General features: G+C 62.6%; 22 protein-coding genes. 8 read left to right on the plus strand and 14 right to left on the minus strand.

Annotation, left to right across the window (positions count from 1 at the left end):
- Position 1: 1 nt before the first annotated feature.
- The 10 genes from murD to dinB all read right to left on the minus strand — a co-directional run bounded on the left by murD (position 2) and on the right by dinB (position 12,337).
- Complete coding sequence (gene murD / locus ACSSVG_RS01080; protein ID WP_231339050.1) at positions 2 to 1,591, minus strand: UDP-N-acetylmuramoyl-L-alanine--D-glutamate ligase; 1,590 nt, start codon at positions 1,589 to 1,591, stop codon at positions 2 to 4.
- Complete coding sequence (gene mraY, locus ACSSVG_RS01085; RefSeq protein ID WP_159707681.1) at positions 1,573 to 2,682, minus strand: phospho-N-acetylmuramoyl-pentapeptide-transferase; 1,110 nt, start codon at positions 2,680 to 2,682, stop codon at positions 1,573 to 1,575. The genes murD and mraY overlap by 19 nt, the downstream gene beginning before the upstream one ends.
- Positions 2,679 to 4,169 (minus strand): UDP-N-acetylmuramoyl-tripeptide--D-alanyl-D-alanine ligase, encoded by a 1,491-nt coding sequence (locus tag ACSSVG_RS01090; RefSeq protein WP_492416856.1) that lies wholly within the window; start codon positions 4,167 to 4,169, stop codon positions 2,679 to 2,681. The genes mraY and ACSSVG_RS01090 overlap by 4 nt, the downstream gene beginning before the upstream one ends.
- Positions 4,170 to 4,175: 6 nt before the next feature.
- Positions 4,176 to 5,813 carry a UDP-N-acetylmuramoyl-L-alanyl-D-glutamate--2,6-diaminopimelate ligase gene (locus ACSSVG_RS01095; RefSeq protein WP_492416858.1) on the minus strand — a complete coding sequence of 546 codons (1,638 nt, stop codon included), beginning with the start codon at positions 5,811 to 5,813 and terminating at the stop codon, positions 4,176 to 4,178.
- A 103-nt stretch (positions 5,814 to 5,916) separates the two neighbouring features.
- Complete coding sequence (locus ACSSVG_RS01100) at positions 5,917 to 7,713, minus strand: peptidoglycan D,D-transpeptidase FtsI family protein (RefSeq protein ID WP_231339054.1); 1,797 nt, start codon at positions 7,711 to 7,713, stop codon at positions 5,917 to 5,919.
- Between the two features lie 42 nt (positions 7,714 to 7,755).
- Positions 7,756 to 8,421 carry a cell division protein FtsL gene (ftsL, locus tag ACSSVG_RS01105; protein ID WP_492416860.1) on the minus strand — a complete coding sequence of 222 codons (666 nt, stop codon included), beginning with the start codon at positions 8,419 to 8,421 and terminating at the stop codon, positions 7,756 to 7,758.
- Positions 8,418 to 9,416: a 16S rRNA (cytosine(1402)-N(4))-methyltransferase RsmH gene (rsmH, locus tag ACSSVG_RS01110; RefSeq protein ID WP_231339057.1), complete on the minus strand. Its 999-nt coding sequence runs from the start codon at positions 9,414 to 9,416 to the stop codon at positions 8,418 to 8,420. Before rsmH ends, ftsL begins: the two co-directional genes overlap by 4 nt.
- Before the next feature lie 167 nt (positions 9,417 to 9,583).
- On the minus strand, positions 9,584 to 10,015 hold the full coding sequence (gene mraZ, locus ACSSVG_RS01115) for a division/cell wall cluster transcriptional repressor MraZ (protein WP_231339059.1): 432 nt from the start codon (positions 10,013 to 10,015) through the stop codon (positions 9,584 to 9,586).
- A 452-nt stretch (positions 10,016 to 10,467) separates the two neighbouring features.
- Entirely contained in the window at positions 10,468 to 10,836 is a 369-nt protein-coding gene (locus ACSSVG_RS01120) for an SCO2097 family morphological protein (RefSeq protein WP_492416862.1), read from the minus strand.
- A gap of 238 nt (positions 10,837 to 11,074) precedes the next feature.
- Entirely contained in the window at positions 11,075 to 12,337 is a 1,263-nt protein-coding gene (gene dinB, locus ACSSVG_RS01125) for a DNA polymerase IV (RefSeq protein WP_492416864.1), read from the minus strand.
- Between the two features lie 72 nt (positions 12,338 to 12,409).
- Here dinB and ACSSVG_RS01130 point away from each other — a divergent pair, with 72 nt between their 5' ends.
- Together ACSSVG_RS01130 and ACSSVG_RS01135 are read left to right on the plus strand one after the other, a co-directional pair.
- Positions 12,410 to 12,976, plus strand: coding sequence for a hypothetical protein (locus ACSSVG_RS01130; protein ID WP_492416866.1), 567 nt, complete (start codon positions 12,410 to 12,412; stop codon positions 12,974 to 12,976).
- Positions 12,973 to 14,067 carry a polyprenyl synthetase family protein gene (locus ACSSVG_RS01135; RefSeq protein WP_231339067.1) on the plus strand — a complete coding sequence of 365 codons (1,095 nt, stop codon included), beginning with the start codon at positions 12,973 to 12,975 and terminating at the stop codon, positions 14,065 to 14,067. Before ACSSVG_RS01130 ends, ACSSVG_RS01135 begins: the two co-directional genes overlap by 4 nt.
- A gap of 123 nt (positions 14,068 to 14,190) precedes the next feature.
- On the opposite strand, the gene ACSSVG_RS01140 is transcribed toward ACSSVG_RS01135, so the two are convergent.
- Entirely contained in the window at positions 14,191 to 14,544 is a 354-nt protein-coding gene (locus ACSSVG_RS01140; protein ID WP_231339069.1) for an Rv2175c family DNA-binding protein, read from the minus strand.
- Positions 14,545 to 14,803: 259 nt separating this feature from the next.
- Between ACSSVG_RS01140 and ACSSVG_RS01145 the strand changes: the two genes are divergently transcribed.
- On the plus strand, positions 14,804 to 16,144 hold the full coding sequence (locus ACSSVG_RS01145; RefSeq protein WP_231339070.1) for a LysM peptidoglycan-binding domain-containing protein: 1,341 nt from the start codon (positions 14,804 to 14,806) through the stop codon (positions 16,142 to 16,144).
- Between the two features lie 74 nt (positions 16,145 to 16,218).
- Positions 16,219 to 18,285 (plus strand): Stk1 family PASTA domain-containing Ser/Thr kinase, encoded by a 2,067-nt coding sequence (pknB, locus tag ACSSVG_RS01150; protein WP_492416868.1) that lies wholly within the window; start codon positions 16,219 to 16,221, stop codon positions 18,283 to 18,285.
- Positions 18,286 to 18,345: 60 nt separating this feature from the next.
- Here pknB and ACSSVG_RS01155 read toward each other — a convergent pair whose 3' ends face one another.
- Positions 18,346 to 19,749 (minus strand): class II 3-deoxy-7-phosphoheptulonate synthase, encoded by a 1,404-nt coding sequence (locus ACSSVG_RS01155; protein ID WP_231339074.1) that lies wholly within the window; start codon positions 19,747 to 19,749, stop codon positions 18,346 to 18,348.
- A 66-nt stretch (positions 19,750 to 19,815) separates the two neighbouring features.
- On the minus strand, positions 19,816 to 20,607 hold the full coding sequence (locus tag ACSSVG_RS01160) for a lysophospholipid acyltransferase family protein (RefSeq protein WP_231339123.1): 792 nt from the start codon (positions 20,605 to 20,607) through the stop codon (positions 19,816 to 19,818).
- Positions 20,608 to 20,716: 109 nt separating this feature from the next.
- On the opposite strand from ACSSVG_RS01160, the gene ACSSVG_RS01165 reads away from it, so the two are divergent.
- The 3 genes from ACSSVG_RS01165 to ACSSVG_RS01175 are packed head-to-tail and all read left to right on the plus strand — an operon-like array spanning position 20,717 to position 22,846.
- A complete protein-coding gene (locus ACSSVG_RS01165) occupies positions 20,717 to 21,505 on the plus strand; it encodes an alpha/beta hydrolase (RefSeq protein WP_231339076.1) in 789 nt (262 codons plus the stop codon).
- The gene (locus ACSSVG_RS01170) at positions 21,502 to 22,305 is read left to right on the plus strand and encodes an alpha/beta hydrolase (RefSeq protein WP_231339078.1); all 804 of its coding nucleotides are present in this window, start codon (positions 21,502 to 21,504) and stop codon (positions 22,303 to 22,305) included. The genes ACSSVG_RS01165 and ACSSVG_RS01170 overlap by 4 nt, the downstream gene beginning before the upstream one ends.
- A complete protein-coding gene (locus tag ACSSVG_RS01175) occupies positions 22,292 to 22,846 on the plus strand; it encodes a hypothetical protein (RefSeq protein ID WP_231339080.1) in 555 nt (184 codons plus the stop codon). Before ACSSVG_RS01170 ends, ACSSVG_RS01175 begins: the two co-directional genes overlap by 14 nt.
- Positions 22,847 to 22,875: 29 nt before the next feature.
- Here the strand turns inward: ACSSVG_RS01175 and ACSSVG_RS01180 are convergent, their stop codons facing one another.
- Positions 22,876 to 23,934: an ROK family protein gene (locus ACSSVG_RS01180; RefSeq protein ID WP_492416871.1), complete on the minus strand. Its 1,059-nt coding sequence runs from the start codon at positions 23,932 to 23,934 to the stop codon at positions 22,876 to 22,878.
- A gap of 187 nt (positions 23,935 to 24,121) precedes the next feature.
- Here ACSSVG_RS01180 and ACSSVG_RS01185 point away from each other — a divergent pair, with 187 nt between their 5' ends.
- On the plus strand, positions 24,122 to 25,933 hold the full coding sequence (locus ACSSVG_RS01185; protein WP_231339083.1) for an AMP-dependent synthetase/ligase: 1,812 nt from the start codon (positions 24,122 to 24,124) through the stop codon (positions 25,931 to 25,933).
- The last annotated feature ends 66 nt before the right edge of the window (positions 25,934 to 25,999 follow it).

Genomic DNA, 25,999 nt, shown 5'->3' on the forward strand with positions numbered 1-25,999 from the left:
GTTACTCCTCGGTGGTCGTTGCCTGCCCTTCCACAAGCTCGCGAACTGCCTGGATGAAAGCATCGCCGCGGTGAGCGTAGGAAGAGAACTGATCCATGGATGCAGCCGCGGGTGCCATCAGGACGGTGTCCCCTGGCGTGGCCAGTTCGGCCGCCGACACCACGGCCTGGCCCATGATGGCCTCGCCGTAGATGGGCGAGGCGGCGTTGCCGGCTACGGTCTGCACCATCCCAGTGTCGCCCTTGGCTTGCGCTATCACGGGGACATCCGGTGCGTGTCGCTGGAGGGAGCCTTCCAGCGCTTCGGTATCGGTCCCAATAAGGACAACGGCCTTCAGACGGCGGGCGTGTTCTTTGACGAGGTCGTCATAGTTGACACCCTTGGAGAGCCCACCCGCAATCCACACGACGTGTTGGAAGGCAGAGAGCGCCGCGGATGCAGCGTGTGGATTGGTGGCTTTGGAGTCGTTGATCCACAGGATGTCGTTCCGTTTGGCGACCACCTGGATGCGATGGGCGCCCGGCAGGTAGTTGGCCAAACCCTGCTTTACCGCCGTTGGCTCTATGCCGTATGCACGTACCAAGGCCGCGGCCGCCAACGCGTTGGCCACCATGTGGCGCGGCGCCACAGGCCCGAGGTCGGCCATAGCGGCGAGCTCCGCGGCGGAGTCTTTGCGCTCGGCAATGAACGCGCGGTCAACCAGCAGTCCGTCCACCACACCCAGCATGCTGATGGCTGGAGTATTCGTGGTGAACCCAATGGCGCGGCAACCCTCAACGACGTCCGCGTTCTCCACCATGCGTTCGGTTTCGATCTGTTCGGCGTTGTAGATGGCCGCCTTTTGGGTGTTCTCATACACCTTGGCCTTGTCCGCCAGGTACGAGGCATAGGACCCGTGCCAGTCCACGTGGTCTTCAGCAACGTTGAGGCACACACTTGCCACTGGTGACAGGGAATGGCTCCAATGCAGCTGGAAGCTGGAGAGTTCAACAGCGAACGCGTCGTAGTCCACCGGATCCCGGAGTGCGTCAAGGATCGGCGTTCCAACGTTGCCGACCGCGATTGCCTTGAGTCCGGCTGCCTGCAGCATGGATTCGGTCATGCCCACCGTGGTGGTCTTGCCGTTCGTCCCCGTAATGGTGAGCCAGTCAGCTGTCTTGCGTCCTGCGCGGACGCGGAGGCGCCAAGCAAGCTCAACGTCGCCCCACACGGGGATGTGCTTCCGCTTGGCGGCGGCCAACAGGGCCTGGTCCGGCCGCCATCCCGGCGACGTGACAACCAGCTCGGGCAAAGCGTCGTCGATCAGGGGAAGGGCATTGACCGCGTCCTCCCCCAACAGCACCTCAACGGCGCCCACGATTTTCAGGGTGTCAGCTTGCGCCTTGGCCTTTGGCGTGGTGGCTGCGTCCACCACCACCACTTTGGCACCGAGTTCGATGAGGGTGTCAGCTGCCGAGAAGCCGGACATGCCGATTCCCGTCACCACCACGCGCAGGCCGCTCCAGTCAGCGTCCCAGCTGGTGAGTTCGCTGAGCCTGTCGGCGGCCGACGGCGTTGTCTCCGGGCTTCCGTTCACAGCAGTACCACCCATTCAGCGTAGAAAATTCCGAGGCCGGCGGCCACGAACAGGCCGGCGAGGATCCAGAAGCGGACAACCACTGTCACTTCCGCCCAGCCCTTCAGTTCAAAGTGATGTTGAAGTGGCGCCATCTTGAAGACCCGTTTGCCGCCACTGAGTTTGAAGAAGCCCACCTGGATGATGACCGAAAGGGTGATCAGGACGAAAAGGCCGCCGATGAAAGCCAGCAGGAGTTCCGTGCGTGACAGAATCGCGAAGGCTGCCACGGCACCGCCGATCGCCAGGGATCCCGTGTCCCCCATGAAGATCTTGGCCGGCGAGGTATTCCACCAGAGGAAGCCCACCAAGGCTGCACTGAGGATCGCTGCCAACAGGGCAAGATCCATGGGGTCACGAACCTGGTAACAACCGCTTCCTGCTTCCCTGGGTGATCCGCAGGCCTGGTTGTTCTGCCAGATTCCCATGATGGTGTAGGCGCCAAAGACCATGATGGACGCGCCCGCAGCAAGGCCATCCAGGCCATCGGTCAGGTTCACGCCGTTGGTGGCAGCAGTGATGATCAGGTTGGACCATACGACGAAGAGGATCGCGCCGAGCACTGTCCCGCCAAAAGCCAGGTCCAGCCAAGGGATGTCCCGCACCAACGAGATCTGGGTGGATGCCGGCCGAAGTCCGTCCTCGTTGGGAAACTGCAGTACCAGCACCGCGAAGATGATTCCGACGGCAGCCTGGAGGATCAGCTTTGCCCGGGCGTTCAGGCCCAGGCTGCGCTTGTTGGAAATCTTGATGTAGTCGTCCAGGAAGCCCACAAAACCCATGCCCACCATGAGGAACAGCAGCAGGAGTCCTGACGCGGACGGTCCAGGGGACCGCGGGTTCATCATCCACATGATCAGGTGCGTCACGAAGTAGCTGATGAGCACGGCCGCAACTACAACGGTCCCGCCCATGGTCGGCGTTCCACGCTTGGTGTGGTGCGATGTAGGACCGTCGTCGCGGATGAATTGCCCGTAGCTCTTGGCCACGAGGAACTTGATGAACAGGGGCGTCCCGATGAGGGCCACCAGAAGGGCGACGCCGGCGCCGATCAAAAGTGCAATCACAGCAGCTCGTTCCCTTCGCTTGCGGCAGCTTCAGCCGCGTTGTCTCCGGTGGGCTCGGCCCGTGGAGGTAATGCTATCCGATCACCCAAATGCCGCAGCCCTACCCCGTTGGAGGACTTGAACAACACCAGGTCACCGGGTTCGAGCTCGTTCTGCAGGAGCTCGTAGGCTTCTTCGACAGTCTCGGTGAACGAACATTCATCGCCCCAGGATCCTTCCTGGATGGCCGAGACGTAGAGGGCCCTGGCTTCGCGTCCCACCACCACAAGCCTGGAGATGTTCAACCGGACTACCTGCGTGCCCACTGCGGTGTGCTCGCGGATGGAGTCCTCCCCGAGCTCGAGCATGGCTCCAAGTACAGCCCAGGTCCGTCGGCCTTGTCCAAGATCTGCCAGTGTGCGCAGCGCTGCCCGCATTGATTCCGGGTTGGCGTTGTAGGCGTCGTTGATGATGGTGACGCCGTCTTCGCGTTCAGTCCGCTCCATGCGCCAGCGGCTTGCCGCCGACTGTGAGCTGAGGGAGGACGCAATGTCGGCGGCCGGGATGCCGGCGGCGAACGCACCTGCGGCCGCGGCCAGCAGGTTGGTTACATGGTGCCCACCGATCAGGCGGCTTCGCACCTCAACGGCAGGGCCGCCGTCGGGCAACACGAGATCAAAGTCCGGGAAACCCTGGGCATTGACCACTACGTTGCGCGCTTCGACCTCTTCGGTGGTGGCGGGCGCTGCCGTGAACCCCAGGATCTTTGCCTTGGTCCGGGAGCGCATGGCCGCTACGCGGCCATCATCGAGGTTGATCACAGCCGTGCCGTGCTCGCCAAGGGCTTCAACGAGTTCGCCCTTCGTAGTGGCGATATTCTCAACCCCGCCGAATTCTCCGGCATGTGCCGTACCAACCACCAGGACAACGCCAATGTCCGGCTTCACCATGTCTGCGAGGTATTTGATGTGGCCAAGGCCTGTGGCACCCATCTCGATGACCAAGTAGCGGGTATCGGCGTCGGCGGCGAAAACCGTCAAGGGCACGCCCACTTCACCGTTGTAGGAACCCTGCGGCGCCACCGTCTTACCGGCCACGGAAAGCACACCGGCCAAGAGATCCTTGGTGGTCGTCTTACCGGCCGATCCGGTGATGCCAATGACCGTAAAGTCTTCGCCGCGCTGTGCGCGTTCAGCACGGATGCGACGGACGCATTCCGCTGCGAGGGCACCCATTGCCAGGACGGCATCATCGACTACGACGGCGGGAAAGGGGCTTCCGCCAGCGTCGGTCACTTCACGTTCGGCGAGGACCAGTACGGCGCCGCGTTCGAAGGCAGCCTCGACGAAGTCGTGGCCATCGGCGTGCTCGCCGGGCTTGGCAACGTAGAGCGAACCGGGCGTCGCTTCCCGTGAATCAGTGACGACGGAGGTGGGCGCGATGTCCGTAGCTCCGGTCAATCGGCCATGGGTGATGTCGGCGATCTCCGCCGCAGTAAGTGCAATCATCTCGGTTTAGGACTCTATCCGCTGGTCCGATGAAACGCTGAATCCCTTGGATGTCAAGGCGGCGCGCAACTCGACCCTGTCGTCCAGTGCCAGGTTCACGCCTTTGACCTCTTGCCACACTTCGTGGCCACGTCCGGCGATAAGGATGGTGTCGTTGGCAGTGGCCATCTCAACGGCCAGCCGGATCGCGGCGTCCCTCGGGTGGGACTCGATGATGTCGCTGCCCAGCTTTTCGGCATCCCGGGCTGCCCTGGCACCCTGCAGGACTTCGGCGCGGATTGATGCCGCGTCTTCGTCGTGGGGATCGTCATCACTGACGATCACCACATCGGCAAGGCGCGCAGCGATGGCACCCATGGTGGGCCGCTTGCCCTGGTCGCGCTGGCCGGTTGCACCAAAGACCACGATGACGCGGGACCCCTCCTGTGGCGAGCGTACGGCTTCGAGCGCACGCGCCAAAGCATCAGGATTGTGGGCAAAATCAACAACTGCGGCTGGCTCAGTTGAGACCAACTGCATGCGCCCGGGAACGGCCACCGTGAAAGGATCGTGGGTGTCCAAGGCCGACTGGAGTGTCTGTTCGTCAACGCCCGACGCCAGGACCATGAGGGTGGCCAAGGCAGCGTTGGCCACGTTGAAGGCTCCAGGCAGGCCCGTGTGGACGCGCAGCACGCGTCCGTCGGCGTGCCTGAGTTCGAATGCGGAGCCGAGCCCGCGGGCAGTGATTTCCGCGACGTGCCAGTCGGACCCGGCGGTGGCCTCGTTGGCCGAGAGGGTAGTGACGGGGATATCGGCCAGCTCCGCGAGCTTGCGCCCCCAGTCATCGTCCACTGTGACAACAGCGTGGCGGGCCCGCCTGGCGGTGAAGAGTTCCGCCTTGGTGCGGAAATACTCTTCCATGCTGCCGTGCAGGTCCAGATGGTCCTGGGTGAGGTTGGTGAAACCCGCGACGTCGAACATCACACCGTCCACACGGTGGTAGGAGATCGCGTGGGACGAGACTTCCATGGACGCGGCTTCCAGGCCCCGTTCGCGCATCAGAGCCAGCAGGGCATGGACATCCGTGGACTCCGGGGTGGTCAGGAGGCTCGGGATAGGCTGACCGCCAGCCACGATCTCTATGGTCCCAATGAGTCCCGGAGTCTTGCCCAAAGCACGCAGCAGCGAGTTGATGAAGTAGGTCGTGGTGGTCTTTCCGTTGGTACCGGTGACACCGTAGAGGGACGGGAACCCGCCTTCCGCCGGCTGGCTGCGGTAGATCAGCGCAGCCAAAGGTCCGACGGCGGTACGCGCCTCTTGCACGATAAGCACCGGAACCGGCTGCTCGCCGGCCAGCGCCAGTTGGCGTGCCCCGGCGTCGTCCGTGACCACGGCCACGGCACCGGCGGCGACGGCTTGGGGAACAAAGTCGGCACCATGGCGCGAAGCGCCCGGCAAGGCCATATAGAGGTCGCCGGATTCCACGGCCCTGGAGTTGAGGGTTATGCCTGTCACTCCCCTGTCGTGGTTGCCCTCCGGTGCGGCTATTCCAAGTGCCTCCGCAATCGTGGCCAACGGCACCGCGGCCACGGATTCGGGGCGGAAGACGGACCTGCCGGTATCCGGCGTCGTGGCGCTGTTAGCTGCCTCATTGTGCTCTGACACGTGGTTCTCCGTTGGTGCTCGTGGAACGACCGGCCTGGGGCCAGCGGCGCCCGGGCCGTTAGTGGTTGATCGAGTTTTTGGCCGAAACAGACGCCCAAGAAGCTTACTTGACGAACTGGGGCAGGCGCGCGGGTGTTCCCGTGGACGGCGCCACGTTGTAGGTCCGCAGCACTTGTGCCATGACCGAACGGAACACGGGCCCGTTGGTGAGTCCGTAGATGTTTCCCTTGGGTCGTTGAAGCACTACCTCGACAATGAAGCGGGGGTCGTCCATGGGTGCCATACCCACCATGGAGGCCGTGTAGCCGTCGAATCCTGGAAGCCCGTCCTCACGGGGCGCTTGCGACGTTCCTGTCTTCGCGCCGACACGGTAGCCGTCGATTGCCGCGTCCTTGATCTGCCCCTCGGTCACAGCGCTCTCCAGGATGTCCCGGACCTGCTGGGCAGTATCCTTGGACACCACTTGGCGGGAATCCTTGGCGGCAACCTTCTGTTCCTCGCCCTCGGGAGTGATGTAGCTGTCGATGAGCCGGGGCTGAAGCATGACACCGTTATTGGCGATGCTTTGGAAGGCACGCACTGTCTGCAAGGTCGACTGGGAAACGCCCTGCCCAAAGAGAACCGTGTACTGCTGGCGGTCGTCCCACTGCTCGGGTTTGGCCAGGATGCCGGTGGCTTCTGCGGGCAGGCCGATATCGGTCTGTTCACCGATACCGAATTTCTTCAGCCAGTCGTACCGTTGCTCCTTGGTCAGCCGGCTACCGGCCATCACGGTACCGGTGTTCATGGACCACCCCAGGATCCCAGCGAGCGTGCGTTCCTCAGTGCCGTGTTCGAAGGCATCAGTAAAGGTCTGGCCGTCGATCGTGTAGGAAGGGGGAATCGTGTAGTGATCCAACGGGAAGGACTTGCCTTCTTCAATGACTGCCGCAGCGGTGATCATCTTCTGCACTGAACCGGGCTCATACGCGGCCGTTACGGATCGCACGCCACGGTCTTTGGCATCGACCTTTCCGGGATCGTTGGGATCCGGGGCATTGGTGTCAGCCAAAGCGACCAGGTTGCCGGTCTTGGCGTCCATCACGATGATGGACCCCCACTCGGCATTCATCTTGTCCACCTGGCTTTGGATGGCCTGCTGCGCGAAGTACTGGATGTCCGTGTTGATGGTCAGCTTGACGTCGCTGCCGTCCACGGCGGGAGTCAGCTCGTCAGTGGCCACTGGAATGCGCAGGCCGTCAGCGCCGATCTCAAAGACCCGCTTGCCTTCAACACCACGGAGGACCTCATCCTGGGTTTGTTCGATGCCCGCTTGGCCTGTGGTTCCGTCCTGGAGGAAGCCCACCACGCCGCCGGCAACGCTGCCATTGGGGTAGACGCGCTTGCTGACACCTTCGGCGCGTAGGCCAGGGATGTACAGCTTGGAGATTCGATCCTCGAGTTCCGGCTTGATGTCCTTGGCCACAACGAAATACTGCTTCTCACCGGTCAGCGCCTCACGTACTTTGGCTTCGTCAGTACCCAAAAGCGCAGCCAAGTCGGAAATCCCTTGGTCACGGGTGATCTCGTCGAGCTTTTCCGTTTTGTCGTTGAAGCGATGGAAAGTCGCGGTTCCCGTGTTGACGGTTTGGTCCACCACGAGGTTGTAGCGGATGACGCTGCTGGCCAGGACGGTGCCGTTGGCATCGACAATCTGCCCGCGTTCTGCAGGCAGAACCTGGGGCGTCAGGCGTTTAGCCAAGGCCGCCTCGGCCATCCCGCCCATATCCAGGCCCTGGACCATGAAGAGCTTGCCGCCCACCACCAGCAGCAGCGTCAGCATGATGCCAAGACCAACCCGCAACCGCTTTCTTGCCGCCGGCGTCTTCGGTTTTTTCGATGTGCCGGGGTTCTGAGCCACGTTGATTCCTTGCTGCTGGCCTTGCGTCAGTGGACTGGTGGACTACTGTCCGGGTGCCTTTTGCTGGGGGGCCGGGACCGATCCCCCATTGAGTTCGACCGGCGGTGCAGCTGCCGGAGTCGTCGGTGCTGCTGACGGAGTCGCCGGTGTTGCTGCCGGCGCCGCCGGAGTAACCGGCTTCAAGTTTTCCAGCGGATCCTTGGTAGTCACCGACGGAACCACATCCAGCATGCCCGCCACGGCAGGCGGGGCAAGCTGCGCTCCGGGATTGTCTCCCTTAACTGCAGGCGTCGCCTTTCCGGTGACGGCCATTGTCTTCAGATCGATCTGTCCCTTAACAGTGGACGGGACCATTCCCAATTCTGCAGCCTTCGCTGCCAGATTCTGGGGAGCCTCGAAATTCTGCTTCCTCTGTGTCAGGTCCTGGTTTTCCTTGTTCAAGGTGGCCGCTTCGGCCTTGAGCTGCACCAACTGATACTGGGCAGTGGAAACCGAGATGTTCAAGACGAGGACCGTCAGCAGCGCCGCCGCCATAGCCACGAAGCAGAGCACCACAAAGGGCGTCCGTCGTTTGCCCGGCGCGCTGCGCACGAGTGAAAGCGGAGTGCGGGCCTTGCGGCCGGTATCGGGCTTGCCTGCGGGAGCCGGCAGCGCACGGGCCGTATTGCCCACCACGGAGGGCAGTGTCTTCGCTGCGGCGTTGCTCATGCGTCTCTCCTTGGTTTGATGCGCTCCACGGCCCTCAGACGGGCGGACGCCGCACGGGGGTTTTCAGCGATTTCTGCAGCCGTAGGCACTTCGGTGCCTTTGGTGATGGTCTTCAGTTCGGGTTTATGTTCTTCGAGTTCCACGGGGAAACCGAGCGGGGCCGAGGATTTGGAGCCGGCCTGGAAGACTGACTTCACGATCTTGTCCTCCAGCGAGTGATAGGACATCACCACGATCCGGCCTCCCATGGCCGTCGCGGCAACGGCTGCCGGGACTGCGCGTTCCAGGACATCGAGTTCCTCATTGACCTCAATCCGCAAAGCCTGGAAGGTGCGCTTGGCGGGATGCCCACCGCTCTTCGCGGCTGCGGCAGGAACTACACTGCGGATCTGCTCCACAAGTTCGCCGGTAGTAGCGAACGGTTTGTCGGCGCGGGCGTTGACGATCCTATTGGCAATACGTCCAGCGAACTTTTCTTCGCCCCACTTGCGGATAATGCGAACCAGTTCGTCTTCACTGTAGTTGTTGACCACATCGGCGGCGGTCTGGCCGCGGCTGGTGTCCATCCGCATATCCAGCGGGGCGTCGTAGGAGTAGGCGAACCCACGTTCACGCTCGTCCAGCTGCAGGGATGACACGCCAAGATCCATCAGGATGCCGTGCACCTCAGGGATTCCAAGGTCCGCCAGCACGTCGTCAATTTCGTCGTATACGGCATGTACCAGATCCGTCCGGTTCGAAAAGGGCTCAAGGCGGGCACCGGCCAGGGCAAGGGCTTCCTCGTCGCGGTCGATGCCGACGAGGTGCAGGTCCGGAAAGCGTTGCAACATCGCCTCGGAGTGCCCTCCCATGCCAAGGGTTGCGTCGATGGCCACAGGTGTCTGGCCGCGCTTCCTGGCAGCCTCAAACCCGGGAGCCAGCAGATTGATGCAGCGGTCTTTGAGGACGGGTACGTGGCGCTCCGATGTGGGCTTTGCCGCGTCCTGCTCTTCCACGCTGCCTCCTCTTTCTTCAATCGCTTGCCTGCTGTTTCTTGAATCGGATCCCCATCCGCGCCTATCGTCCCGCCGGCCTGGCTCAGGGGAAGTTGAGCCAGGAAGACTGTTCGATGGGCGGCTGGAGATCCCATTCAAGAAGCGGTTGTGCTGCTTTCTCCGACCGGTTAGATGAACCCGGGCAGATTGTCGTCATCGGTTTCCGAGAAGGCTGATTCCTTCTCGTTGAGGTACTCGTTCCAAGCTTCGGCATCCCAGATCTCAGCCCTGGTACCGGCACCAATAACTGCCAGTTCCCGACCGAGTCCCGCATACGCCCGGAGCGCCGGCGGAATCGTCACACGCCCCTGCTTGTCAGGTACCTCGTCAGAGGCTCCGGACAGGAAAACCCGAATGTAGTCACGAGCCTGCTTGGAGGACAGTGGGGCCTCCCGCATGGATTCGTGAATGCGTTCGAATTCTTTCTGGCTGAAGACGTAGATGCAGCGTTCCTGGCCTCTTGTGAGGACCAACCCTTCGGCAAGTTCCTCACGGAACTTGGCGGGGAGGATGATCCGGCCCTTTTCATCGAGACGCGGCGAGTGAGTGCCCAGAAACACTGGCCCCACCGCCCCTCAGTCAAGGTGCCCGCTCATTCCCAACACTGCCACTACCCTCTTATGCGCTCCACTTTACTCCACAATGCCCCACAGTCAACGCAACACAGGGTGTTTCTCCACCACTTTGAGATTTGCGAGCCCCGAATTGGCGCGGTTTTAGGGGCCACGGCTGGAAGTGGAGGGCAAAAGCCATCCGGCAGCGTGCGGGCAGGCGTGCAGCAGCAAGTCCGGCTGCCGATGGCCGGTCCGGGCCAGGAATCGGATCCGGGTGGTGCGAAGTGGAGCAAAGGGAGGAGGGTGGAGGAACGGGCGGAAAGTGGAGGGCTCCCACGAATGCCTCGTATCCCACTTAAACGCGAAAAGACCCGCAATGCGGGTCTTCCGTTATCCCTACCCGGGAGTCAAGGGGCGTGTTTGAAGCAATGCCGCCGGCCGACGGCGAAAGGTGTCAGTCAGGAGTCGTCGCGGCGCCGTTCGTCCCAGCGCTCTTCCAGACTGCGCATGAACGAGCTCTTGGGCTTACCCTTTCCCGGCTTGCCCTTGCTGGCTTTGCCAAAGGCCGCACCACGCAACGTGGCGAAGTAGACGCCAGCACCCATGACGACGAAGCCGAGGACACCCACTGGTATCGCCTGCATCGAAACCCCTACGAGCAGGAGGAGTATGCCGGCAATGGCGCCCAGGACGCCGATAATCACATGCCGGGTAGACCAACTGCGGATGGGATCCGAACCCATGGTGTTGGCGAACTTCGGATCGTCCTCATGAAGTTGCTTTTCGAGTTGCTCAAGCAGCTTCTGTTCATGCTCCGAGAGGGGCATCACGACCTCCTTTAGTCAGCCAGCGTCTGGACATAACGCGTCCTGTGCGTCTGTTACCAAAACGATCGGACCAAGAAAATCGTTCCCAAAATTCCCTCTTGGTTCAGCGGGCATCTTAGGGCCGACTGTTCAGGAAACAGTTTGTCCAGACGATCTAAGTCTCTGTAATAAATAGGATAGTTTGTCGGACGCCGTTCTGAAAGACGCCCGGGGCCTTGCGGGACCAACCTCACATGCCTTAAGTGCCTGCTGGAGGCTTACCCGGTTCCAAAAGCCGGGCAGGAAGCAACGTTTTGGACCCGAAGCGTTCGGAAACCCGGTCCAATGCCTGCTCCGCGGCCCGCCAATTATCGTCCCGTCGATCCAGGCTCAGCTGCAGGGAGGTCTGGCCGACGGGCTCCAGTTGCTCTGCCCGCACTCCCACGAGGCGGACGCTCATGGACCGGGGGCCCAACGACTCCAGCAGCTGCACTGCCACTTGGTAGATCATCTGCGCACTGTCCACCGGAGCATGGACGGTCCGGCTTCGCGTAACAGTGGAGAAGTCCGAGTACCTCAATTTCAACGCCACCGTCCTGGCCAACATGCCGGAGCTGCGCAGGCGGCCGGCCGTTCGGTGCGATAAGCGCAGCAACTCCCTGTGCAACAGGGCTTCATCCCCGGTGTCGACTGAGAATGTTTCCTCCGCCCCGATGCTTTTCTCAAGCCTGGTGGGTGTGACTGGCCGCGGATCGACCCCCATGGACAGCCGGTGGACATGCTCTCCGCTGGCGCCGAGGACCTTCTTCAAGGAAGCCAAGGGCGTAGCCGCCACGTCCGCCACGGTTCGAATGCCAAGGCGCGCCAGAACTTCCGCGGTCTTCCCGCCTACTCCCCACAGTGCGTTGACAGGCAGGCTGTGCAGATAGGGGACGGTGTCTTCGGCATCGATCTGCAGGATGCCGTCGGGTTTGCACCGGGTAGATGCGATCTTCGCCACGAACTTGGTGCCTGCGATTCCTACTGATGCCGTGATGCCCAGTTCGGACTGGACCCTCCGGCGGATGAGGTGGCCGATGTCCAGCGGTGAGCCGAGCCGTCGAATCGCACCACCCACATCCAAAAAGGCTTCGTCCACGCTGAGCGGCTCCACCAGGTCCGTAATGGAGGCGAAGACCTCCATCAGCTGGGCGGAGACCTGGTAATACAGTGTGTGCCGGGGTTCGATGACCACCGCGGCAGGGCACCGCCTCATGGCAATGGACATGGGCATGGCGGACTTCACGCCGGTGGCCCGGGCCTCGTAGGAAGCTGAAAGCACCACCGACCGTTCCGCCGGGAAGCCGACTATCACCGGTTTTCCCCGAAGGTCCGGACGACTGCGGAGTTCGACGGAAACGAAGAAGGCATCCATGTCTACGTGAAGTATGCTGGTTCGCCTCAGTTCCCGCAGGGCCTCAGCAGCACTGCGGGCGGGCTCGTTGCCGGCCCTTTGGGCGCCGCCGAATGCTTCCTGCCTCACATCGGCAATACTATGCCCGGCCACTGACTAAACTGGAGGCACAGTCAGGCTCAGCCCCCGGAAGGATACCCTGTGAAGCTCTTTGGAACTCCTCGATCGCGAGGGTTTGCCCTGCTCGCAGTAAGTGTCGCTGTGGCGGCCTCGGCCTGCACGCCGTCCCCTGGCAGTTCGGCTGCGCCCTCCCCCACGGATGCTTCCACGACCTCGGCAACGTCAACCCCGGCCGCCTCCAACTCCACGTCCGCGCCCGAGACAACGGCTTCAACCGAGTCGGCCACGCCAGCACCAGGGGCCACGGCCACGGTGAATGCACTGGTTCCGGGCTTCCCTGAGCAGCTGATTCCGGTCATGCCCAAGACATCGGTACGTTCCAGCAGCTTCGACAAGAGCGCATCCCTGGCAACTGTGGCGCTGGTGGGAACCATCAAAGCTCCGCCGGAGGGTGTTGTGGACTACTACAAGGCTTCATTGGAGGCGCAGGGCTTCAAACTGGTCCCCGGGCCGGAAGCTGTAGGCAACGTCACTTCCCTGGACTTCATTCGTGGCGACGGCGAGACCGTGAACGTGTCCATACGGCAGAAGGAAGGCGTGTCCACCTTCACCATCGGCGCCAACGTGGCGTCCGGGTCCATCAAGTGACGGCTTTGGCCCAGGTGACCACCGAGCAGACGCACTTCATCGACGGCGTTGCCGGCAAATTGAAGGGCTTCCTGTCGGAGCAAGAGGACCTCATGGCAACGGTGTCTCCGGACGTCTCGCCGCTGATCGGATCAATTTCGAGCCTGGTCACCGGCGGCAAACGCCTCCGGGCACTGATGTGCTACTGGGGCTGGAGAGGCGCCGGCGGCCGTGCAGAGGACCCCGATATAGTCACGGCCGGGTGTGCGCTCGAACTTTTCCAGGCAGCAGCGCTGATCCATGACGACATCATCGACCGCTCCGATACCCGCCGGGGTGGCCCCAGCGTGCACAAGCGTTTCGGCCAACTCCACGAGATGAACGGTTGGGCTCTGGACAGCGGCAGGTTCGGGGACGCTGCCGCCATCCTGACCGGTGACCTTTGTTTGTCCTTCAGCGAGGAGTCCTTCACCGAGATAGGGCCCCGGGCTGCATCGGGAAGCCCTGCCCGGCGCATCTTCAACGTGATGAGGGCAGAGGTCATGGCAGGTCAGTACCTCGACATCCTTGAAGAGGTGGCCGGCCCCGTACGTGACCGTGCTGGTTCGGTGGACCGCGCAAAATCGATCATCCGGTACAAATCGGCGAAATACTCCACTGAGCACCCGCTGGCCTTGGGTGGAGCTCTCGCGGGAGCACCGGACAGGCTTTTGGAGAGCTACTCGCAATTCTCGTTGCCCCTTGGCGAGGCGTTCCAAATGCGGGACGACGTGCTTGGCGTTTTCGGCGACCCCGAAACCACCGGCAAGCCCGCTGGTGATGACCTGCGTGAAGGCAAACGCACGGTTCTTGTTGGCTTTGCCATCAACCAGGCAACTGCAACCGAGGCAGATTACCTCGACCGAATGCTGGGCAATCCCGATCTCGGCGAATCCGATGTCGCCGAAATCCGCCGCATCATCGTGCAATGCGGCGCTTTGGACGCCACGGAATCCCTGATCGCGGCGCTGAGCAACCAGGCCTTTGAGGCCTTGGAACGCTTGCCGCTCGAAGAGGTCCCGCTGAAGGCACTGAGCCAGCTTGCCGAGGCTGCCGTTAGCCGCGCAGCCTGACGAAAGCCGCAACGCCGCCCTGGACCGGGGCGGGCAGGACATAAGCAGACGACGGCGGTGGGAACCGCCGTCGTCATCGTGTTAATTCAGTTCTTGGTACATCCCTGAGGCAGGAAGGCCCTGCTACCAGGCCAAAGACTGGGCGCGGCGCCTGATCTCTGTCTTCCGCCCCTCGCGCAGGGCATCAATGGGACGTCCCCGCAGTGATTCGTCGGGCGTGAAAAGCCAGATGATCAACTCTTCGTCGTTGTAACCAGCGTCGCTGAGAACCGCAATGGTTCCCTTCAAGCTGTCCACAACATGCCCATCCTGGATAAACAGGGCGGGGATTGAGCGGATATTCCGTTCTCCCCGCCTGATGGCTACCAGCGCACGCTCATCCAACAGTCCGTGGACTTTGGTGATGGAAACTTCCAGCAGCTCGGCGACATCCGGCAGCGGGAGCCATTCGGAAACAAGGCTTTCTACATTACTCACGAATCAAGGTTGCCACGCCGCCCTGCCCGGCGCCTAGCCGGAGTCCGACGGCGGACCTTGGAGTCCGTCGTTAAGTCGCCGTTTTCATTGCCAACAATTTGATTTCCAAGAATCCCGAACGGCAGGAATTGTTGTGCCGATTCATTAAGTGTGAGAGATTCACACTGATCACACTTGCACCATTGATAACATCAGTAACATTGGTAACACTGACAACAGCGCCATCAAACAACCCCGCTGTTGAGATGAGGACATTTTCATGACGACGCCCCGCTCGCCGAAACGAACCATGAGCATGCCGGTCATCGCGGCAACCACGGCTGCGCTTCCTGCCGTGGTTTTGTCCTCGCTTGCCCTGGCCCAACCGTCCATGGCTTCACAGGCACCGCAACCCCGTAAAGTGCCCGCCACACTGGCTGCCGCCATGAAAGCCCAGGCCGTCACCACGGGCACCGTCATTCCTGCACAGGCCGTTGCCGCCACCCTGCCCTCCGCCTTGCGCCCCATGGCACCCTCGGTCCCGGACACGTACACGATTGTCCGCGGCGATACCATCAGCGCCATCGCCCGCCGCTTCAACCTTGATACCAATGCGGTGCTCCAGCTGAACAAGCTCTCTGCCACCACCCTGATCTACCCGGGGCAGAGCATAAAACTTACGGGCACTGCAACGGCCACACCTGCGCAGCCGTCCGCCCCGGCAGCCCCAAGCGCCCCCAGCAACGCAACGGTTTACACGGTTGTATCCGGCGACACCCTTGGCGCCATTGCAGCCAAGCACGGCGTACCACTGTCCAGCATCTTCAGTTGGAACAACCTCAACGGGAGCTCCATCATCTATCCGGGGCAGAAGATCAAGGTCAGCGGCGGATCCGCGCCCTCGACGCCAGCTACTCCGGCTCCAGCACCCGCTCCTGCACCCGCTCCGCTGGCAAACACAGGCTCGTACACCATTAAGGCCGGTGACACCCTCAGTTCCATTGCTTCGCGGCACGGCGTTTCCCTCAGTGCCCTGATGACGGCCAACAATGTCACGGCAACAACGGTCATCTACCCGGGCCAGAAGCTGACCATTCCCGGTGCAGGCCTGCAGCCTGCCGGGGACACCAAGCCGCTGGTCCCCAGCACGTTCCTGGGTTTCACCTACCCGCCTGCGGTTGTCAGCTCCGCCAACGAAAACAAGGCGTTGCTCAACGCTTCCCCGGTTCCCAGCCGCGCCGAAATGAAGAGCATCGTGGCCGATACGGCCCGGCGCATGGGCGTCAGCCCTTCCCTGGCCATGGCATTCGCCGAGCAGGAATCCGGCTTCGACCAGCGGGCTGTGTCTCCCGCAAACGCGATCGGCACCATGCAGGTCATCCCGTCCTCCGGCCAATGGGCTTCGGACCTGGTGGGCCGCAAGCTCAACCTGCTGGACCCCTACGACAACGCCACCGCGGGCGTGGCAATCATCCGCGCCCTGATTGCCACGAGCAAGGACCTGGACACCGCGATTGCCGGTTACTACCAAGGCCAGTACTCGGTGAGCAAGTACGGCATGTACGACGACACCAAGCGGTACGTCGAATCGATCAAGGCCCGCCAGCGCACCTTCGGCTAGGTCTCTACAGCACCTCGGAAGGGGCTCGGATCCCTTATGGATTCGGGCCCTTTCCCTGCCTCGTTTAGGATCGTATGGTGCAAGAACCAACGCAGGACCACCTCATCGGGACCATTGTGGACGGGCGCTACCTGGTCCGCTCCCGCCTCGCGAGGGGTGGAATGTCCACTGTTTATCTGGCCACGGACCAGCGCCTGGAGCGCGACGTGGCCCTCAAAGTCCTGCACCCACACCTGGCCAACGATCCCACGTTCCTGGAAAGGCTGAGCCGCGAAGCCAAAGCCGCCGCAAGCCTGTCCCACCCGCATATTGTCGGAGTTCTGGACCAAGGCGAAGACGGCCACATCGCGTATCTGGTCATGGAGTACGTCAAGGGGCATACGCTTCGTGACATCCTCACCGAGCAAGGTGCCCTGCCGCCGCGCCTGGCGTTGGCACTCATAGATCCTGTGGTCGAAGGCCTGGCCGCTGCCCACGGCTCCGGGTTGATCCACCGCGACATCAAGCCGGAAAACGTCCTCATTGCCGATGACGGACGGATCAAAGTGGGCGACTTCGGCTTGGCCAGGGCTGTCTCGGCCAACACCAGTACCGGGGCCCTGATTGGAACTGTGGCGTACCTGGCGCCGGAGCTGGTCCTGGGACAACCCGCAGATGCCCGCAGCGATATCTACTCGGCCGGCATCATGCTTTACGAAATGTTGACGGGCAAGCAGCCCTACGCAGGCGACTCCCCCATTCAAGTGGCATACCAACACGTCAATGCAACGGTCGGGCGACCCTCGGACGAAGCCCCCGGACTGGCCGAAGACCTGGATGAATTGGTCCAGTGGTGCACGGCAGCAGATGCCGAGAACCGGCCCGTGGATGGAACTGCCTTGCTGGCCGAACTCCGCCACATCCGCACCACCCTCACCGACGAGCAGTTGGACCATCGTCAAAGCCCAGCACCGTTCTCCCCCGCGGCCATGTCCCCAACCACTCCCATGGCCGGCACGGCGGGGAATCCAACGGAGGCGCTGGCAACAACGGCGTCGCCCACCGAGTTCATCTCCCACCAGAGCAACCCCACCACCGTCATGGCGGCCGGTTCGGCAGCCCTTCAGCAGTCGAAGGCAGCTACGACCGGTCCGGATGCCGATCAGGACCTTCGCCAACCCGGCAAACGGGAACTGAAGCGCCTCGAACGGCAACAGACCAAAGACCGTGCACGTGCTGCAGCGACGCCCGTTCGCCCGCTCAGGGAGGGCAATCCCCGCCGCCGTGGCGTGATCTGGACCATCGTGATCGTTATCCTGGCAATGCTCGCGGCTTCCGCGGGTTGGTTCTTCGGCATGGGGCCCGGATCGCCAGGAACCGTACCCGACGTCAAGAACAAGACAGTTGCGGAGGCCCAGCAGCTCCTCCGCACTGCCGGATTCCAGTCGGAGCCGCGGGACGTTTTCGACGACGACATCCTGGCCGGGCTGGCCGTCGGAACCGAACCGGAGTCCGGCGCCGAAGTACGGAAGTTCCAGCCCATCACTGTCTTGGTCTCCAAGGGGGCCCAGCTTTTCGCGCTGCCGGGACTGACCGGTGGCACCTTGGACGAGGCCAAAACGGCCCTTAACGCCGCCGAAATGGCGCTGGGCAACGTCACGGAGGCTTTCGACGAAAAGGTACCTGCCGGCGTCGTGATTTCCCAGGACCCTGCCAAGGGCACCGAGGTGCGGCACGGCACACCTGTGGCGCTGGCGGTTTCCAAGGGTCCGCAGCCAATCCCCGTTCCCGACGTCCGGGGTTTGTCCCAGGACGCTGCCGCCAAAGCCCTTCAGGGCGTTGGACTGAAAGCCGTGATCGCTCCGGAGACTGTCAACGACAAGACAGTCCCGAAGGGCGCCATTGTCGCCCAGGCCCCGGCGAACGGCACGCTCGTCAAGGGCGATTCCGTGACCCTGACCGTTTCCAAGGGACCCAAGATGGTCAAGGTGCCCAGCTTCATCGGAAAGCAAGCCAAGGAGGCCCGGCAGCAACTGGAAGCGCTGGGGTTCGAGGTCAAGGTGAATGAGATCCTGGGCGGTTTCTTTGGTACCGTTCGGGACCAGAATCCGGTGGACAAGGACGTGCCTGAGGGATCTGTAGTGACGCTGACGGTCGTTTAGTCCTACACAGGAAGACGAAAGGCGCGGCCCGGGAATCCGGACCGCGCCTTTGTTGTGTCTCTAGCGCTTGGAGAGGGCTCCGGCCACCAGGAACGCCATCTCAAGGGACTGCATGTGGTTCAGGCGGGGATCGCACACTGACTCATAACGGTCCAGGAAGGCGTCCTGGTCGATCGGGTCGGCACCGCCCAAGCACTCAGCGACGTCGTCACCGGTCATCTCGACGTGGAGGCCACCCGGAACGGTACCCAGCGAGTGGTGGACCTCGAAGAAGCCACGGACCTCATCAATGACGTCGTCGAAGTTCCGGGTCTTGTAGCCGTTCGGCGACGTGACGGTGTTACCGTGCATGGGATCAGTCACCCACAGAACCTGCGCGCCCGAGGCAGTGACGCGCTCGACGACGGCCGGCAGCTTCTCGCGGATGTTCTTGGCACCCATACGGGTGATGAACGTCAGTCGGCCCGGTTCCCGGTTGGGATCCAGCTTGTCGATCAGGCGCAGGGCGTCGTCGCCGCTGGTTGTGGGCCCGAGCTTTACACCGATCGGATTGCGTACGCGCGACAGGAAGTCCACGTGAGCGTGGTCCAGTTCACGGGTCCGCTCGCCGATCCACAGGAAATGCGAGGAAGTGTCGTAAGGCAGTCCGGTGCGTGAATCGATGCGTGTGAGGGCGCGTTCGTAGTCGAGCAGCAGTGCCTCGTGGCTGGCGAAGAACTCCACCCGCTTGAGTGCCTCGAAGTCGGCGCCGCATGACTCCATGAAACTGATGGCACGGTCAATGTCGCGTGCCAGCGATTCGTAGCGCGCGTGCGCCGGGTTCTCAGTGAAGCCCTTGTTCCACTGGTGAACGAGGCGAAGATCGGCAAAGCCGCCCTGGGTGAAGGCGCGGATAAGGTTCAGCGTGGAAGCGGACGTGTGGTAAGCCTGCAGCATCCGGCCGGCGTCATGCGCGCGGGACTCGGGAGTGAAGTCGTAACCATTGACGATGTCGCCGCGGTAGGCGGGAAGCGTCACGCCGTCGCGGGTCTCATCATTGGACGATCGCGGCTTGGCAAACTGCCCTGCCATGCGGCCCATCTTGATGACCGGCATAGCCGCGCCGTAGGTGAGCACCACCGCCATCTGGAGGATTGTCTTCACGCGGGCACTGATCTTGTCCGCGGTGGCGGCCTCAAAAGTCTCGGCGCAGTCGCCACCCTGCAGGAGGAAGGCTTTACCTTGGGCCGCAGCAGCAAGTCGCTCGCGAAGAACGTCGACTTCCCCGGCGAAAACCAGGGGCGGCACCACCGAAAGCTCCTTGACGGAAGCCTTGAACACGTCGGCGTCAGACCACGTGGGCTGCTGGGAAATCGGCAGGTCCCGCCAGGCATCGAGCCCGGGATAGTTCGCTGCCCCACTCTGGGCGGTGCTGGCGAGGGGATCTGTTGCGGAGGATGCGGTGTTCGCGGTTAGCTCAGTCACCCTTCAAGAGTAGTAGCCTCCGGCAGGGTTTCGGGACCGGTGGCGTAACCGATGCTGCCGTTGACGTCACAGTTTCCGTGGGGATTCGTCCCCGCCGCTCCTGGGCTCATCCCTGTCGTCGGCAATGTCTTCGGTGGCGTCCTCGGCGACTTCAACTTTGTGGACAGGTTCCGGGCCCTTGCCGGCCAGTTGGGCCTTGACCACCGCGGCATATTCATCGACGTATTCCTGGCCGGAGAGGCGCATCAGTTCATACATGATTTCATCCGTCACGGCCCGCTGGATCAGTCGGTCATCCTCCATGCCGTAGTAGCGGCTGAAGTCCAGTGGTTGTCCGAAAATGATGCCGACCCGACGGATGCTCGGCAGCCGTTTGCCGATGGGCTGGACCTTCTCAGTCCCGATCATGGCCACCGGCACTACGGGCACACGTGTTTGCAGGGCAAGCCTGGCGACTCCCACTTTGCCGCGGTAGAGCCTGGCATCGGGACTGCGGGTACCTTCCGGATAGATGCCCAGCAGGCCCCCCGCGGTCAGGACGTCCTTGCCTGCCTGCAGTGACATCTCCGACGCTGCCCCTCCGGAGCGGTCCATGGGGAGTTGGTTGCTCAGCCTGAAGAACAGTGCTGTCAGCCGCCCCTTGAGCCCCTTTCCAGTGAAGTATTCGGACTTGGCCAGGAAGATCACCGGCCGGTGCACCATGAGGGGCAGGAAAATGGAGTCCGAAAAGGACAAATGGTTGGACGCGAGGATCGCAGCGCCACTTTCAGGAACATTGTCCAAGCCCTTGACCCAGGGCCGGAACAGGAGTTTAAGGATGGGACCCAGAAAGATCCTCTTCATGACCCAATAGAACACGTTTGTCCTCTCACGGCCGACGGCTGACGTGCTTCCGGCAACCCGGCCGGCATTCAACAGCAACCCTACTCCAGTGAGAAATGTCCGGAAGAGTGACACGATGGGACACATGACGGAACGCCCTTCACCTGCTGCGCCGCTCGCATTCCACCACGCCGGGCATGGACCCAATGCCTCCACGGGCGTGGCAATCTGCCATGGGTTCACAGGCAGCCCGCTGAGCATGATCCCTTGGGCCGAGTACTTGGCTTCCCAGGGATTCGCTGTTTCCGTGCCTCTCCTTCCCGGCCACGGCACCAGTTGGCAGGATCTCGCAACTACGCGGTGGCAGGACTGGTACCGGACCTTTGAACAGAGCTACCTGGACCTCGCCGCTCGGACTGAGAGCTGCTTTGTCGCGGGACTGTCTATGGGAGGTGCACTGGCCCTTCGGGTAGCCTCACTGCACGATGTTCCCGGGCTGGTTCTGGTCAACCCTGGCCTCAGCTTCTATGACCGCAGGGTGAAGTATGTTGGCGCCCTCAAGTACGTCATGCGCACCACCACACCCATAGTGGAGGACACACCAGCCCCGGCGACCGCCGAGACCGGCGATTATTCCAAGACACCCCTGAAATCGGTGCATGAACTCAAGAAGCTTTTCCGGGCGGCGACCCGCGGGTTGCCCCGGGTGGACGCTCCGGCGTTGGTGTTCAAGTCGTCAGTGGACGGTGTCATACCGCCAAGCTCCGTGGCCACCATCAGCAGGCACATCGCATCGTCCCGGTTGAAAATTGTCACGCTTCCCCACAGCGGCCACGTTGCCACGCTTGATGTTGACGCGCCCACCATTTTCGAACAATCAGCAGAGTTTTTCCGTCAGCACGCCAGCGACAGAGTAGCCTCGGAGTCATCATGAACATGCTTCCGGATTTCTCACCGTTCCTCAGCAGCTGGAACGGGTCAGGGCCGCGCGTTGGCGTCGTCATGTCCCACGGGTTTACAGGAAGCCCGCACAGCGTCAGGCCCTGGGCCGAGCACTTGGCAGCGGCCGGATATGCCGTCAGGCTGCCATTGCTGCCCGGCCACGGTACCACCTGGCAGGACATGGCCACCCGTTCGTGGCGGGAATGGCACAGAGCAGTGGATGAGGCCTACCTTGAGTTGGCCGCCGAGTGCGACTACGTCTTCACCACGGGACTGTCCATGGGAGGCACGCTGGCGTTGCGGATCGCAGCAACGCGTCCTGTGGCAGGCACTATCGTCGTCAACCCTGGGCTGGTCCTTGATGATCCGCGTGCCGTCATCGTCGCAGCGCTCAAGTATGTGGTCAAAACAACTCCGGCGATTGCCAACGACATCCTCAAGCCGGACCAGGATGAGGGCGCCTACGCGCGCACGCCTGTAGCGGCAGCACACGAACTGAAAAAGATGTATAAGGACACTGCCTCGATCCTTCCCCGCATCAGCTCCCCCGTCCGGGTGTACAAGTCAACCGTGGACAACGTCATCTCGAATGCGAGCCTGGAGTTCCTGCGGTCCCGGGTGAGCGCACCCGTGGACATCAGCTACCTGCGCAACAGCTACCACGTGGCCACGCTCGACAACGATGCCCCGGAGATCTTCGCGGGTACCGTGGAATTCATCCAAAAGACCGTTGCAGCCCTGGCCGGACACGGGCCTTCCTCCGAAAAGGACACAGCCCATGAACAGGCCTGATCCGAATTCTGCCGATCAAAGCGCCAATAAGGACGACGACGCTGTATGGCTGGACCTGGTGGCCCGGCTGGAAGCGACGCAGTCCTCCACGGTGGAGGAACCGGCGTCGTCCGATCATGGGGAGCCATCGCCCGGCGAGGCCGGGCCGGCACTGCGTGAATCCAGCAAAACCTTCAGGGATTTCGATCCCCTGGGATTGTCCACGCCGCCCTCCGAAACCGCGCCTGAACCGGCAGCAGTTCCCGCCACTGCTGAAGCGGCGGGTCGGCCGCAAGGCCCACGTGACTTTGAGGTCGAGGACGACGACGCATTCGTTCCCGAGGAACCCCCGAGCCTTGCCGGCACCGAGCCACTGACCATGCTGGCCTGGGTCGGTGCAGTGGGAGGACCCGTTGCGTTGCTCTTCACGGCGATGTTCTGGCGCTCAGCGCCGCTCGCTGCGATCCTGGGAATTGTGGCCGCCTTCGTGGCGTCCGTGGTCTTCCTCATCATGCGGCTTCCGCAGGAAAAGAATGAGGACGACGACGGCGCCCGTATCTAAGTGCCGACGCCCCCTCTGCGGCGAACGGTTTAGCTGTGGGCGCGTCCGCTGACACGTGAAAGGTCCGCAGCGCCGATCATGCCGGCACGTGGACCGAGCGCCGCGAGCTCAATCCCCGCCATGGGCCGGAACCCCCTGCCAGTGAGGTTCTTCGCAAACGATTCCCGGGCCGGGCCGGCCAGCAATTCCCCGGCATCACAGAGTCCCCCGCCGATCACGAACACCCCGGGGTCAAGGGCAGCGGCCAGGTTGGCTAATCCCAGTCCCAGCCATTCGCCTTGATCTGCCAGAAGTTCCCGCGACGTGGCATCACCTTCAAGGGCCAAGGCCGTCACAGCGGCTCCGGTGAGGTTGTCTGCGGTCCCGCCCGCCTTCTTCAGAAGGGCACGGCCCTCCGGGGAGTTGGTCCGCACGAGCTGCCGGGCTTCACGGCCCAGCGCATTACCGGAGGCGTACTGCTCCCAGCACCCTCGGTTGCCGCACTCGCAACGGTGGCCGCCAGGAAAGATGATCTGGTGCCCGAATTCGCCCGCCACCCCGTAGCGTCCGCGTTCCACCCGGCCATCCATCACCATGGCACCGCCAATGCCCGTGCCCAAGGTGACGCACACCAGGCGGCTCTCGCCCTGGCCGGCACCGAAGCGCCATTCTGCCCAGGCTGCGGCATCAGCGTCGTTCGTCAGGAGGACCGGACGCCTCAGCAGCTTCTGCAGGCTCGCCCGGAGCGGTTCGTTGCGCCAGGCGAGATGCGGGCTGAACAGCACCGTGCCGCCGTCGAGGTCCATCCACCCTGCGGCGCCGATCCCTACGGAGGCCACACGGTGTTCGGCGCTGAGCTCATCCACGAGTTCCACGATGGTCTGTTCCACAGCCCGGGGATCAGCACCGGGAGTGGACCTGCGGGCCTCAGCGAGGACCCTGCCCCCGGCATCCACCACGCCGGCAGCCACCTTGGTGCCGCCGATATCGATGCCGATCGCCAGGCCCCGACGGCCCAGATGCCTGCGGCGGGCAGCCCACGGCACGTCCTTCGATGCCGTGGCGGTTGGCTTGGTTCTGGCGCGGAAAGTGGACCGTAGTGCGGGCATCCCATCATCTTATTGCGCGCATGCTGCCCAACGGGCAAGAGCCCCCCCGAATGGTCCCAAGTTGCTTGAAATGAGGGGGCATCCGTAAAGTTACTCGCCAGTAGGTGAAATAGAACACACCTCCGCGAGCGGGCATACTAGAGTGAAAGCAGCCCTCTCGTGGCCCGTGGATATCAAAGGAGCTACCGTGCGTGAAATCAGTGTTCCTCCCCTCGTGAACATCGCCCCGGAAACCAACATCACGGACCTCGTGATCCGGGAGGCGAAAAAGGCCTCCAACCCTGCACTGTTTGCCAAACTGGACGACGGCGGACAATGGCAGGACATCCGCGCCACGGACTTCCTCGAGGACGTGAGGGCTCTGGCAAAAGGCCTTATTGCCAGTGGCGTCGGCGTAGGCGACCGCGTGGGCATTATGTCCCGTACCCGGTACGAATGGTCTTTGGTGGACTTCGCCATCTGGTTTGCCGGCGCCGTCTCGGTGCCGATCTACGAAACGTCCTCCCCTTCGCAAGTGGCATGGAACCTGGGTGACTCAGGCGCCGTGGCCGCCTTCGGCGAAGCATCGCACCATGAGGACGTCATTCGCCAGGCCGTGGCCGCGGAGGACATCACCTCGGTGGCCAACGTCTGGCAACTTGAAGGCGCCGGACTTGATGCCTTGCGCGCCGCCGGCGCCGGAGTCCCCGACGACGAACTGGAGTCCCGTCGTTCCTCGGCCGGCCTTGCCGACCTCGCCACCATCATTTACACCTCGGGTACCACGGGCAGGCCGAAGGGGTGTGAACTGACCCATGGCAACTTCGTGGAACTTTCCGAGAATGCCCGGGTGGCACTTCCCGAAGTCGTCAATGAGTCGGCCAAAACGATCATGTTCCTCCCCCTGGCCCACGTCTTTGCGCGCTTCATCTCGGTCCTGGCTGTGGCCGGCGGCGTGCAGGTTGCCCATACGCCGGACATCAAGCATCTGCTACCCGACCTCCAGAGTTTCCAACCAACCTTCATCCTCGCCGTACCCCGCGTTTTCGAGAAGGTGTACAACTCCGCGCTGACCAAGGCCGAGGACGGCGGCAAGGGTGCCATCTTCCACCGCGCAGTGGACACGGCGATCGCCTATTCCAAGGCCCGTGAGTCCGGTTCACTCGGCCTGGGCCTGAAGATCAAGCACGCTGTCTTCGACAAACTGGTCTACGGCAAGCTCCGCGCTGCCATGGGCGGCCACGTGGCGCACGCCGTCTCAGGCGGCGGCCCTTTGGGTGAGCGCCTCGGCCACTTCTTCCAAGGCATCGGCCTCCAAATCCTGGAGGGTTACGGGTTGACCGAAACCACAGCGCCCATTTCCGTCAATACCCCCTCCATGATCAGGATCGGCACAGTAGGCGCTCCCCTGCCGGGCAACTCCGTGAAGATTGCCGACGACGGCGAGATCCTCGCCAAGGGCGTCTGCGTCATGCGCGGCTACTACAAGCGCGAAGACCTCACGGAAGAGACCTTCGCTGACGGCTGGTTCCGTACCGGCGACATTGGCGAGCTGGACAGCAACGGCTTCCTGAAGATCACCGGCCGCAAGAAGGAAATCATCGTCACCGCCGGCGGAAAGAACGTGGTTCCAGCGTTGTTGGAGGACCAGATCCGGGCCGACGCCTTGGTTTCCCAGGTACTGGTGGTGGGAGACAACCGCCCCTTCATCGGCGCGCTGGTTACCTTGGACGAAGAAGCCCTCCCTGGCTGGCTGGAGCGCCACGGACTGACGTCAGGCACCACGCTGGCCGAAGCGGCTGACCACGCTGTGGTGAAGGCTGCGGTACAGGAGCTCATCAGCAAGGCCAACCAGTCTGTGTCCCAGGCTGAAGCCATCAAGTCCTTCCGGATTGTCCCCGCGGACTTCACTGAAGCGTCCGGCCATCTCACCCCTTCCCTGAAGGTCAAGCGTGCACAGGTCATGAAGGACTTCGACGCCGTGATCGAGGAAATGTACTCGGCGCCCCGCGCGTCCTAGCGAATCGCAACCACAACAAAAAAGTACCCCGTCCGGACCATGCCGGACGGGGTACTTTTTTAGCGG

It is taken from the genome of Paenarthrobacter sp. E2MeOHC11 (assembly GCF_058744955.1).